General features: G+C 43.3%; 10 protein-coding genes. 1 reads left to right on the top strand and 9 read right to left on the bottom strand.

The genetic code is table 11. The annotated features are described in order from the left end of the window. Positions 1–40 precede the first annotated feature (40 nt). From alr to manA, 7 genes are all read right to left on the bottom strand, one after another. Complete coding sequence (alr, locus tag HMPREF2893_RS06780) at positions 41–1,153, bottom strand: alanine racemase (protein WP_070675211.1); 1,113 nt, start codon at positions 1,151–1,153, stop codon at positions 41–43. Continuing rightward, positions 1,140–1,505 carry a holo-ACP synthase gene (gene acpS, locus HMPREF2893_RS06785; protein ID WP_070675214.1) on the bottom strand — a complete coding sequence of 122 codons (366 nt, stop codon included), beginning with the start codon at positions 1,503–1,505 and terminating at the stop codon, positions 1,140–1,142. The genes alr and acpS overlap by 14 nt, the downstream gene beginning before the upstream one ends. A gap of 86 nt (positions 1,506–1,591) precedes the next feature. Beyond that, positions 1,592–2,620 carry a 3-deoxy-7-phosphoheptulonate synthase gene (locus HMPREF2893_RS06790; protein ID WP_070675217.1) on the bottom strand — a complete coding sequence of 343 codons (1,029 nt, stop codon included), beginning with the start codon at positions 2,618–2,620 and terminating at the stop codon, positions 1,592–1,594. 52 nt (positions 2,621–2,672) lie between these two features. Next, on the bottom strand, positions 2,673–5,192 hold the full coding sequence (gene secA, locus HMPREF2893_RS06795; protein ID WP_009731577.1) for a preprotein translocase subunit SecA: 2,520 nt from the start codon (positions 5,190–5,192) through the stop codon (positions 2,673–2,675). A 174-nt stretch (positions 5,193–5,366) separates the two neighbouring features. Further along, entirely contained in the window at positions 5,367–7,211 is a 1,845-nt protein-coding gene (locus HMPREF2893_RS06800) for an APC family permease (protein WP_070505230.1), read from the bottom strand. A gap of 371 nt (positions 7,212–7,582) precedes the next feature. Then, positions 7,583–8,323: a MerR family transcriptional regulator gene (locus HMPREF2893_RS06805; protein WP_070675220.1), complete on the bottom strand. Its 741-nt coding sequence runs from the start codon at positions 8,321–8,323 to the stop codon at positions 7,583–7,585. A 279-nt stretch (positions 8,324–8,602) separates the two neighbouring features. Further along, positions 8,603–9,547 carry a mannose-6-phosphate isomerase, class I gene (gene manA / locus HMPREF2893_RS06810; protein ID WP_003005297.1) on the bottom strand — a complete coding sequence of 315 codons (945 nt, stop codon included), beginning with the start codon at positions 9,545–9,547 and terminating at the stop codon, positions 8,603–8,605. Positions 9,548–9,662: 115 nt separating this feature from the next. Here manA and queG point away from each other — a divergent pair, with 115 nt between their 5' ends. After that, positions 9,663–10,802 carry a tRNA epoxyqueuosine(34) reductase QueG gene (queG, locus tag HMPREF2893_RS06815; protein WP_070675223.1) on the top strand — a complete coding sequence of 380 codons (1,140 nt, stop codon included), beginning with the start codon at positions 9,663–9,665 and terminating at the stop codon, positions 10,800–10,802. Positions 10,803–10,823: 21 nt separating this feature from the next. Here the strand turns inward: queG and HMPREF2893_RS06820 are convergent, their stop codons facing one another. Continuing rightward, positions 10,824–11,450, bottom strand: coding sequence for a GNAT family N-acetyltransferase (locus HMPREF2893_RS06820; protein ID WP_070505233.1), 627 nt, complete (start codon positions 11,448–11,450; stop codon positions 10,824–10,826). A gap of 83 nt (positions 11,451–11,533) precedes the next feature. Next, positions 11,534–12,049 carry a phosphatase PAP2 family protein gene (locus HMPREF2893_RS06825; protein WP_070675226.1) on the bottom strand — a complete coding sequence of 172 codons (516 nt, stop codon included), beginning with the start codon at positions 12,047–12,049 and terminating at the stop codon, positions 11,534–11,536. Between the last annotated feature and the right edge of the window lie 217 nt (positions 12,050–12,266).

Below are 12,266 nucleotides of genomic sequence, written 5' to 3' on the forward strand. Positions count from 1 at the left end.
AAAAAGCAGGTCCTTTCGGGAAAATCCCACCTGCTTCTTCTTATTCTTCACCTGTATAGTCACGAGGAATCCGATCACTCAAGAGACAAACCACTTCATAATTAATGGTCCCACGGTAATCCGCAACCTCTGTCGCCGTAATTTCTTTCTCTCCATCTCGGCCAATTAGGGTAACTCTAGTCCCCAGAGGCAATTCTTCAGGAAGGCGAACCGTTACCTGGTCCATTGAAACTCGACCAACAATGGGACAAAACTCACCCTTGATCAGTACATGGAAATTTTGCATCTGTCGGATCCAGCCATCCGCATAGCCAATAGGAATCGTCCCGATCCATTGGGGTTCTTCTGTCGTATAGGTTGCTCCATAGCCAATATCTTGACCAGCTTCTAACTGTTTCACATGAACTAATTCGCTCACCAAACTCAAAGCTGGCTTGATTTCATAAGGCAAGGCTAACACAGATCCGCTCGGATTCAAGCCATACATGACATCTCCCAAGCGCACAGCCGTGAAAATTGTATCCGCATGCCACAAAGAGGTGGCAGAATTACTTGCATGGACAATGGGAGGAAGGGTTTCAAGAGCAGCCAATACTTCCTTGAAAAAGTGGTATTGCGCTTGAAATTTTCTATCATCTGCTTCATCTGCTGTCGCAAAATGAGTAAAGATTCCTTCAATTTCAGCTCCAGCTGCCAAGAGGAGGCGTTCAGCCTCTTTGATCTCTTCGATCCTTCGGAAGCCAATCCGCCCCATTCCTGAATCCACCTTGATATGGACCTTCAATCCTGAAAGATCTGCTTCTTCTCCAAGCAATTGGTCCAACCAAGCAAGACTCGCCACTGTTAAGCGGATGTCATGCTCTTTGGCCAGATTCACTGTTTCGCTTGGGACAACTCCCAAAATTAAAATAGGGTGTTGCAAGCCTTCTTCACGGATTTCTAGGGCTTCATCCATATTAGAAACACAAAAGCCATCTACCTGAGGCGCCAATTTTTTGGTCACCTCAATGACTCCATGACCATAGGCGTTGGCCTTGACGACCGCATATTTCAAAGCTTGACTCGGAATATGCTCGCTAACTTGTTGCACATTAAAGGCAATGGCATCCAAATCGACTTTTGCAACAGTTGGTCTATGTTTACTTGCTTTCATTTTCTTCCTCCAAAATGACACTGGTCGACACTAGGTCTCCCTTGTGACTGATCGAAATCCATACCTTCCCAGAAAAAGGAGACTTGGAAAAATAGGGAGCTCCGTGGGCATCATTTAAAATTTCTAAATCTTGAAAACCAACCGGTCCAATCCCTGTTCCCATTGCCTTTGAAAAAGCTTCTTTAGCTGACCACCGGCCCGTTAAATATTCCATTTTCCGTTTTCCAGATAATGCTTCAAAGCGCTCTTGCTCAGCCTTTGTTAAGACTTTTTCTGCAAATCGTGCATTCTTTTGATAGGCTTTTTCAATCGCAGCGATCGATTCGATATCGATGCCATGTCCTTTGATCATCTTGTTTTATCCTTATTTATTGTTTCAGTATCGTTTTACTGACAAAAGAGAAGGGGCTAAAGAATCACTCCTTCCGCCCCTGCCTGTTACTTATTCATCGTTGCAATTTCTTTGACCAAGGCCTGTGTTTTTTCCCAACCCAGGCAAGGGTCTGTGATGGATTGACCATAAACCACTGGTTCATTTTGACGGCCATCTTCTAGATAGGATTCAATCATGAAACCACGAACTAACATTGCCAAATCCTTGTTCCAAGCACGGTTCATCATGGTTTCTCTCACGATGCGTACTTGCTCTTCGAATTGTTTGCCAGAATTGTCATGGTTGGTATCCACTAGAATGAAAGGATGTTGCAAGCCCATTTCACTATAGCGTTTTGCTGCCACTAGCAAATCTTCATAATGGTAGTTTGGAATATTCTTACCACTTGCATCCAAGCCCCCACGTAGGATCGCATGGGCTAAAGGATTTCCTGAGGTTTCCACTGCTTGGGCATTGAACAAAAAGTTTTGGGGATGTTGGGCTGCATAAATCGCATTGAACATGACAGAAAGATTTCCAGAAGTTGGATTCTTCATGCCGGTCGGAGCAGAGATCCCACTAGATACAAAGCGGTGCTCCTGGTCTTCAACTGATCGCGCTCCAATGGCATGATAAGAAATCAAATCTTCAACATACGGAAGACTTGCTGGATAAAGCAACTCATCCGCAGTTGTCAAACCAGTTTCTGTAATCACACGGTAGTGGAGATGTCGGACCGCTTTCAAACCGTCCACAAAGCTTGGTGCTGCATGTGTATCTGGTTGGTGCATCAAGCCTTTATAGCCATCCCCGTTGGTCCGAGGCTTAGCCGTATAGACCCGCATCACAATGAAAATCTGATCTTTGACTTTCTCTTGCAAGTCTGCCAAACGACGAGCATACTCCATCACAGCTTCTTCATTATCAGAAGAGCAAGGCCCGATCACAAGAAGGATCCGTTGGTCTTCTCCTTTGATAATAGCTTCCAATTCTCGATCACGCGCTTCTTTGCGCTCCAAGGCTGGACCTTCCAAGCGGTAAAGCGAAGTGATCTCTTGCTCATCAATCTTATTGCTCTTCGTAATGAATACCATACGGCCTCCTTATGCTACCTAGCCCCATCCTCTTTCTATTTCAGAGGAGCTCTTAAAATTTACGTCCGTGACAGTTTTTGAATTTCTTGCCTGAACCACAAGGGCACAAATCGTTGCGTTTCACTTGTGATAAGTCAATATCTGCTGGAATATCTTGTTGTTGCGCTGCAATGTTGCGAGTCGCAGTTGTTGAAATACTGTGTTCCGTACGTGGACGTTCTTGTTCGTGAATTTGGGCTTTCATCATGAGACGAGTTACATCAAATTCAATCGATCCGATCATATCGTTAAACATACGGAAACTTTCTGATTGGTATTCTACCACTGGGTTATTTTGCGCATACCCACGGAGTCCAACCGCATTTCGCAATTGATCCAAAGCATCGATATGGTCTGTCCACTTGCTGTCCACCACACGAAGGATCAAGACTTTTTGGAATTCTTGCACAGACTCTTCGTCACGCAATTTCGCTACTTGGCTAGCATAGATTTCTTCTGCACGTGCATACAAGTAATCGATAACTTCCTTGTCAGATTTTCCTTCAATATCGCTTGCAGAAATCGTATCTTCCGGAACCAAATTGTATTTGGCAAAGTTCAGAATCGCTTCAACGCGTTCTTCCTTACTTGAGTGGCTGGCTCCTTCAACAATCCGTTTGATGGTCCGTTTGATCATGGCCTTGATTTCAGGTGCCAAGTCACGGTTAGCTGTGATAACATCATAGCGTTCAGCGTAGATAATTTCCCGTTGTTCCCGCATCACGTCATCGTATTGAAGGACTTGTTTACGGGTATCGTAGTTGTTTCCTTCAACCCGTTTTTGTGCACCCTCTACCTGACGGGTGAACATATTTGAACGGATCACCGATTCTTCTTCGCTCAACTTGAAGCGATCAAGCACTGCTTTGATCCGTTCAGAACCGAAACGACGCATCAATTCATCTTCAAGAGACAAGTAGAATTGAGATTCACCTGGATCCCCTTGACGTCCTGAACGTCCACGAAGCTGGTTATCGATCCGACGGCTTTCGTGACGTTCTGTCCCGATGACACACAGTCCACCGAGTTCGCGAACACCTTCACCAAGCTTGATATCGGTACCACGCCCGGCCATGTTGGTCGCAATGGTAACAGCACCACGTTGACCAGCGTTCATGATGATTTGCGCTTCTTTGTAGTGGTTTTTCGCATTCAAAACTTCGTGAGGGACACCTGCTTGAACCAACAATTGAGAAAGGTAATCACTGGTTTCAACCGCAACGGTACCTACTAGGACTGGTTGACCTTTTTCATGACGAGACTTGACATCTTCCACAACAGCCTTGAATTTTGATTTCAAGCTTGGGTAGAGAAGGTCTGGATGGTCAATACGAGCAATCGGACGGTTGGTTGGAATTGGAATCACGCGAATGTTATAAATTTCACGGAATTCTTCTTCTTCAGTTTTCCCTGTCCCTGTCATCCCTGACAACTTCTTGTACATACGGAAGAGGTTTTGGTAAGTAATCGATGCAGATGTTTTGGTTTCTTCTTGAACTGGAACACCTTCTTTGGCTTCGATCGCTTGGTGAAGACCATCAGAATAACGACGTCCTTCCATGGTCCGACCAGTAAATTGGTCGACGATCAAGATTTCTTGATCTTCGCTGACCACATAGTCGATATCCAAAATCATGATGTAGTTGGCACGAAGGGCGTTGTCGATAAAGTGAGTCAAAGCTACGTTTTCAATATCGTACAAGTTTTCAAGATTAAAGTAGCTTTCTGCCTTATCGATTCCTGAATCAGACAAACCGATGGTTTTAGATGGGACATCGATAATGTAATCATCCTCGTTCAAGGTCTTCACATAAGCATCCGCCATGTGGTAGAGCTGGCTTGTATCAGAAGCTGTCTGACCAGAAACGATCAATGGAGTACGCGCTTCGTCAATCAAGATGGAGTCTACCTCATCGACCAAGGCATAGTTCAATGGACGTTGAACCATGTTTTCTGCACGAACAACCATGTTGTCACGCAAGTAGTCAAACCCGATCTCTGAGTTAGTTGAGTATGTGATATCACAGAGGTAAGCTTCTTTTTTCTCAGCTGGAGATTTTGCTGCAAGGTTGATCCCTACTGAAAGGCCAAGCCATGAGTAAAGTTCTCCCATCTCTGTTGCATCCCGCTCTGTCAAGTATTCATTGACGGTGACAACGTGCACCCCTTTACCAGACAAGGCATTCAAGTATACCGGCATGGTTGCCGTCAGGGTTTTTCCTTCCCCTGTACGCATCTCTGGAACGTCACCATGGTGAAGAACGATTCCCCCCATGACCTGAACCTTGTATGGGAACAAACCAAGAACCCGTTTTGCAGCTTCACGAACAACTGCAAAAGCCTCGTACAAGAGATCATCCAAAGACTCACCATCTTGGTAACGTTGCTTAAACTCAACTGTTTTCGCTTTTAATTCGTCATCCGTCAAAGCTGCCATTTGGTCTTCATAAGAAAAGACCTTATCAGCCATTTTTTCAAGGCGTTTGATTTCGCCTCGATCATTTTCAATAATTGTTTTTAATAAATTTGCCATTTTTTTCCTTACTTTGAATTTTTCAAAATCTAAAATGTTCTTTTTATTCTAGCATTTTTTAAACATTTTTTCAAGATCAAGGCTGTATCTTACAAGACTTTCGAGTGGTTTTTTTCGTGTAAGAAAATCCAAAAAGATGCCTGCTCAAGCAGACATCTTTTCTTTAGGCGATCGTTATTCAGACAAATGGTAAGAATAGCTTGCCACAACCACTTCTTCATGCCAACGAAGTGCATACTTCAATTTCAAACTCATTTGGTTGTGGAGAACATTTTGCCAATGTTTTTTAGGAATAAATTGAGGGACTAAGACTGTAACAGTGTTCCCTTTTTCCTTGGCCTCCTCAGCTACTTTTGAGACAAATTCAACCGTTGGTTGGATAATATCTCGGTAACTCGTCATGACATTTTCAAAGCGAATATGAGGGAAATAACGCTTAAATTCTTCTGCTACCTCAGCGTCTTTAACCTTGGTTTCTTCCGTTGAGACGTGCATAGCTATAACATCGTTTCCTAGGCTATTTGCATAACTCATAGCTCCCACACTTACCTGAGTGACATTCCCAACAAGGACAATCACGGTATTGCCCGCATAACTTGTCTTTTCGATCTGACCTCCCAAGCGCAATTGAGCCGCAACTTTATCATAGTGATTACGGATACTCAAGAACATCCAAAGCAAAAGACCGATAATAGGGAAGAAGGGCCAGATCTCACGCAGACGGAACAACAAGAGGATCAAGACAATCCCATAACAGATGGCTGCCCCGAGGATATTGGCAAGTGAATACTTGAGAAATCCTTTTTGATATTGGCGTTTCCAGTGGATAACCATCCCTGTTTGAGAAAGGGCAAAAGGAATGAAGACCCCAATGGTATAAAGCGGAATCAAGCTTTCTGTTTGCCCATCAAAGATCAAGAGCAAGACGATGGCACCAATCGCCAAGGTCAAAATCCCATTAGAATAGCCCAGACGATCCCCTTTTTCCATATACATGTGTGGCATGTATTTGTTTTTAGCCATGTTAAAGGCCAACATTGGAAAGGCTGAGAACCCAGTATTCGCCGCAACTGCCAAGATCAAGGCTGTTGATAATTGGAAAACGTAGAAGAAGGCTTGTCCGACCGGAGAATTTCCTAAGATAGCTTGGGCCATTTGAGCTAGAGTTGTTACCCCTTTTGCTGGTACGACACCCACCCAGTAATTGAGGAAGGTAATCCCTGCAAACATGATCCCTAAAATCAAAGCCATGATGGTCAAGGTAGAGGCTGCATTCTTTGCTTTTGGTTTCTTAAAGAAAGGAACCGAATTGGAGATAGCTTCAACCCCTGTTAGGGAAGCTGATCCACTCGTAAAGGCCCGCAACAAGAGAATGACACTAACCCCTGAAATGGTTTGACCCACATGAGCAGTCGCGTTATAGGCCAATTGACCAGTCAGAATTTGGATCACACCATAGCCGATCAAGGCAATGGTACTGACAATGAAAAGGTAGACTGGAATCATCAACGATGTCGCCGATTCGCGCAATCCCCTCAGGTTCATCAGCATCAAGACCAAGACCAACAAAATGGAAATGTGAAGATTATAAGGATGAAGAGAGGGAATCGCTGACGTGATGGCATCTGCACCGGAAGAAACAGACACTGCTACCGTCAGCATGTAGTCGACCAAGAGACTGCCACCAGCGATCAACCCCGCTTTCGGAGACAAATTCTCCGTAGTCACCATGTAGGCCCCTCCGCCTTGAGGATAGGCATGAATGACCTGGCGATAAGAAATCGTTAAACTGGCTAAGAGAACTAGAACCACAATCCCAATTGGAATGGACCACCAAATAGCTCCTGCTGATACCGTCATCAAGACCAGGATAACTTGCTCTGGACCATAGGCAATAGAAGAAAGTGCGTCACTAGAGAGCATGGCCAAGGCCTGCATTTTCCCTAACAGCCCTCCTTCACCTTCTGCACCAGATTTCAACGGACGGCCAATAAACCATTTTTTCAATGTTGAAAACATAAAAAACTCCTTGAAAAAAAGATCATGAGGCCGGGAATCCCCTGCCTCTTTTTCATAAAACAGGGGTTATTCTACTCCTTTTTTTCAAGACTGTCAACCGAAATTGTGAAATTTTCATAAAGTTTTCATTCTTTCCTTCTACCTCCCATAGATAAGACAGTTTCTTTTCAATTTTTTCCAAGCAAAAAACGAGGCTGGGACAAAAGTCCTAGCCTCTTAATTGTTTTTGGATTGTCGAGCAAGACGCAGTGGTTGAGCGGGCTCTACTACGCTGATTTCATCAGCTTTTACAGCCCTACTCAACTGTGCAGAGGTGGGACGACGAAATCGAATTCTAACGAATTACTGATTTCTGTCCCACTCTCACTTTTTTATTTAGGTTGATTTTCTACATAAGAAGCAATGACATCCGAAGTGTACTGGGCTGTACCAGCCCCAAACTTGTCGATGTTTCCCTTGAATTCTGGATTATAGATATAGCCTTTGCCAATATGGCCAAAAACCTCTATAGAGCAGTCAAATCCATAGGTTCGAATCGCGTCTAACAGTTTGGCTGCTTGATCTTGGTTTTCATTTGCGGATACGGGTAGACCATCTTTGAGATTTTGCGACAAAGTTTGAAAAACTTGGTTAAAGGCTCTTGTTGCCTCATCTTCTCGACCTTTTTGGCGTTCAAGCGCTTGGTTCATGACTTCTTGACCATACTTGTCTACCGCCTCTTGATGGTATTTTTGAGTATCTTGGTAGCTAAATCCAGTAAATTTTTCCTCAATTGTCATTTGTCTTTCTCCTTTTTGTTCTTGAATGGTTTTTTGCAAGGTGGAAATCAAGGTATCCAGACGTTGTCTTTCTTGAGTCAAATAGTCCAACTGTTTGGTCAAATGGGGCAATAAGTTAGACTTTTCTTCGGCTAAGAGTTCTGCTATTTGGTCTAAAGAAAATCCTAGATACTTGTAGTAGAGAATCACCTGTAATCGTTCTAAATCTTCTTGACTGTATGTCCGATAGCCATTTTCAGATTTGACAGGGACGAGAAGTCCTATCTTGTCATAGTAGTGCAAGGTCTTGACAGAGACACCTGACAGCTCTGCAGCTTCTTTGATATGGTACATGATTTCCTCCTTATACTCAATAAAAATCAAAGAGCAAACTAGGAAGCTAGCTGCAGGTTGCTCAAAGCACTGCTTTGAGGTTGTAGATAGAACTGACGAAGTCAGTAACATATATACGGTAAGGCGATGCTGACGTGGTTTGAATTTGATTTTCGAAGAGTATTACAAGGATAGTATAACCCCTCCCCTTAGGTCAGAGTCAAGACTTAACATAAAAATTGTTTTCAGATAAAAAAGGCTTGAGTTGTTCCACAACTTTTAACTCAAACCCTTTCTTTTTTATGGATGACTCACGATCAATTCTAAACCTTGCCCTTCCAAAGTCCAAGATTCAACATCGCTCGGTAAGATAAAGTGACTTCCTTTTTGAATAGGATAATCCTTCCCATCTACCGTCAATTTCCCTTCTCCGGCTAAGACGCTCAACAAGCTGTAATCAGCGGTCTTTTCAAAATCAGCTTTTCCAGTTAGTTCCCACTTGTAAACAGTAAAGAAATCACTGGCAACCAAGGTGGTCATACGAAGATCATCGATGACAACTGTATCTGGATGGCTATTGGCAGGCTCTCCAATGTTCAAGACATCAATTGATTTTTCAAGATGAAGCTCCCGCAAGTTTCCTTGAGCATCCTTGCGGTCAAAATCATAAACCCGGTAGGTGGTATCACTCGACTGTTGGGTTTCAAGGATCAAGATTCCAGATCCAATCGCGTGCATGGTCCCGCTTGGCACATAGAAGAAATCTCCAGCCTTGACAGGAACCTTTGTCAGTAAGGCATCCCAGTTCTTGTCCTCAATTTGCTGACGGAGTTCTTCTTTTGACTTGGCATTGTGTCCATAGATAATCTCGGACCCTTCATCGGCCGCAATCACATACCAACACTCGGTTTTTCCAAGTTCTCCTTCATGCTCCATCGCATAGGTATCATCTGGGTGCACCTGTACACTAAGCCAATCGTTGGCATCCAAAATCTTTGTTAATAAAGGAAAGACAGGCTCTTTACGATTACCGAATAATTCCCGGTGTTCTTGATAGAGCTGGTCCAATCCCATTCCTTCGTATGGACCATTGGCTACTTTAGAAACTCCATGTGGATGGGCTGAAATCGCCCAAAATTCCCCGACATGGTCGCTCGGAATTTCGTAACCAAATTCTTCTTTCAGACGAGTTCCTCCCCAAATTTTTTCCTGCATGACTGAATGTAAAAATAATGGTTGTCCCATAATATCCTCCTCGCATTTCATGTTTCTATTATACAAAAAAAAGAAAGTTTTTGAAAGCCCTTTCCATTATTTTCCTCTCTCGCCAGAAACTTCATTTTTGTGTATAATGAAAGGGATGACACTAAAAGAAAACATTATCCAACTGGCGCATTCTATTGGGATATCAAAAATTGGCTTTACAACTGCTGATGACTTCGCTTATTTGGAAAAATCGCTCAGCTTGGCCGTTGAGGAAGGACGGAATTCTGGATTCGAGCATAAGAATATTGAAGAGCGCATCCACCCCAAATTAAGTCTCTCCTCTGCCAAGACCATCATCTCAATCGCTGTCGCCTACCCCCACAAACTCAAGCAACAACCTCAAAAAACAGCCTATAAAAGAGGAAAATTTACGCCCAACAGTTGGGGATTAGACTACCATTATGTTCTTCAAGACAAGCTCAACCGCTTAGCTGCTGGGATTGAAGAAATGACGCAGGATTTTGAATACAAGGGCATGGTCGATACTGGAGCACTGGTTGATACGGCTGTCGCCCAACGAGCAGGGATTGGCTTTATCGGAAAAAATGGCTTGGTCATTTCAAAAGAATACGGTTCTTACATGTTTCTGGGCGAATTGATTACCAACCTCGAAATCGAACCGGATCAGCCAGTCGACTATGGTTGTGGAGACTGTCGGCGTTGTTTAGATGCTTGCCCAACCTCCTGTTTAATCGGGGATGGCTCTATGAATGCCAAACGCTGTTTGTCCTTCCAAACCCAAGACAAGGGCATGATGGACCTAGAATTTCGCAAGAAAATTAAAACGGTCATCTATGGATGTGATATTTGTCAGATTAGTTGCCCTTATAACAAAGGGCTAGATAATCCCTTAGCAACGGAAATCGATCCTGATCTGGCTCATCCAGAGTTGATTCCTTTTATCGAGCTGTCCAACGGACAATTTAAGGAAAAATTCGGACATGTTGCTGGAAGTTGGCGAGGCAAGAACATCCTCCAGCGCAATGCCATCATTGCACTAGCCAATGCCAATGACCGTTCGGCCATCCCTAAACTCCTGAACATCATCGAAACTTCACAAAATCAGATCCATATTGCAACGGCTATCTGGTCTTTAGGGCAACTGCTCCGTGAAGTCACGCCGGACCTTGTTGAGCTCTTACGGAATATCAAACATCCGACCGATGCTATCATAGAAGAACGAACTGCTTTCTTTGAAAAATTCGGCATTCAAGCAGATTCACAGCTACAATGAAAAAACACTAAGGTTGTATCCTTAGTGTTTTTTTAGTTCCTTCAAGAAATACCAACTACCCATCTCTACTTGGTTAAAGCTAATCTCACTTGAATAGACTTCCTTGTAACCATTTTTCGTGTAAAAATAGACATTTCCTTTGGTATTGGTATAAAAGGCTAGTTTTTCACCTTTGATCTCTTCCAAGAAAGGCTCAATTCCTTCTGTCATAAAGCGACTGCCATAGCCCTGCCGTTGGTGTTTAGGGGCGACTGCGAGAAGCATCAAATACCAATCAAAGTCTACATTTTGCTCCAATTCCTTATCCGTGTCCTCCATAAATTTAAAGTAGGACAACATATTCTTCAAGGAAATAAACTTGAGCAAACCGAATCCCCCATTTAAGAGATAGGCCCGAAAAGGAATCGGTCCCTTTTGCAACAAGGCTACCGCATAAATTTCATCGTTTTTTTCTGCCACAAGGCAAATATGGTGCTTGAGAAAAACCTTTACCAGGATGCGCATCATTGCCTCAACAAAGGCAGGATATTGCTTGGGATCCCGAACCAAATCCTTGATGACTTTTAAAAATAGATAGTCCTCAAAGGCTGTACTGGCTACTCGAACCACCTGATCCAGATCTGCTTTTTCTGCTTTTCTGTACTTCATCTTCTCTCCTATTCTAAGTCCACTTTCCAGTATACACTATCCCTCGCTCTTAGACAAAGGTCAATTTTCAGCAATTTGTTCATTCAAGCCAGCAAAAAGAGTCCTCCCCAAACGAGTCCCAGCCCCAAAGCGACGAGGACATCCTTGGGATAATGAACCCCTCCAAGAACTCGGACAAGGGCTAATAGAAGAGATAGGAGCATCGAGCACATTCCTAGTGGAAGCGACAACTGACAGACACACATCGAAATAATGGTCGCCGAAAAAACATGTCGACTAGGAAAGGAATGACCGGATGAATTTTTTTCTAATAATGGTTGAATCTCCCATTTTTCATAAGGTCTCGGAACATTGACCCAATGACGAAAGAGGCTAAACAAGACAAAACCGGAAGCAGGGATCCAGATAAAAGGCCAGATTTCTCCCATTGAAGTTTTCTTTAAAAACAGCCAACAAAAGACCAGGCCGTAGATGCCTGGCATGGCGAACGTCAAGATTCGATTCGTCCTTTGAAGGACCTGAATCCGACTTGGCTTTTTCGAAAAAGGCAGGGTTAGCCAACGATAAAATTTCGGGTAATCTTGAAGATTGGGCTTCATGTTGGCACTCCTGTCTTTCATCTTATTTTATACTACTAGTATACGCGATCCTAAGAAAACCTGTCAAGCCAGGCTTCTTTTTTATCCTTTCTTTCTTCTTTTTCACATGATTTAGCACTAAAATCTGATGATTTATCATTTTTCTGTCTCCAAGAAACGTCTTTTCCATTACTATTATCGATAAAAAAATGAGGCTGGGACAAAAGTCCTAGCCTCT

Source organism: Streptococcus sp. HMSC072C09 (assembly GCF_001813105.1).
In the GTDB taxonomy this organism is placed as follows: domain Bacteria; phylum Bacillota; class Bacilli; order Lactobacillales; family Streptococcaceae; genus Streptococcus.

Bases quoted from the DNA above. Each gene is read 5' to 3' on its own strand.
- secA (WP_009731577.1), bottom strand. From the start codon at position 5,192: ATGGCAAATTTATTAAAAACAATTATTGAAAATGATCGAGGCGAAATC.
- HMPREF2893_RS06820 (WP_070505233.1), bottom strand. From the start codon at position 11,450: ATGAAGTACAGAAAAGCAGAAAAAGCAGATCTGGATCAGGTGGTTCGA.
- HMPREF2893_RS06790 (WP_070675217.1), bottom strand. From the start codon at position 2,620: ATGGTATTCATTACGAAGAGCAATAAGATTGATGAGCAAGAGATCACT.
- queG (WP_070675223.1), top strand. From the start codon at position 9,663: ATGACACTAAAAGAAAACATTATCCAACTGGCGCATTCTATTGGGATA.
- HMPREF2893_RS06800 (WP_070505230.1), bottom strand. From the start codon at position 7,211: ATGTTTTCAACATTGAAAAAATGGTTTATTGGCCGTCCGTTGAAATCT.
- HMPREF2893_RS06805 (WP_070675220.1), bottom strand. From the start codon at position 8,323: ATGTACCATATCAAAGAAGCTGCAGAGCTGTCAGGTGTCTCTGTCAAG.
- alr (WP_070675211.1), bottom strand. From the start codon at position 1,153: ATGAAAGCAAGTAAACATAGACCAACTGTTGCAAAAGTCGATTTGGAT.
- acpS (WP_070675214.1), bottom strand. From the start codon at position 1,505: ATGATCAAAGGACATGGCATCGATATCGAATCGATCGCTGCGATTGAA.
- HMPREF2893_RS06825 (WP_070675226.1), bottom strand. From the start codon at position 12,049: ATGAAGCCCAATCTTCAAGATTACCCGAAATTTTATCGTTGGCTAACC.
- manA (WP_003005297.1), bottom strand. From the start codon at position 9,547: ATGGGACAACCATTATTTTTACATTCAGTCATGCAGGAAAAAATTTGG.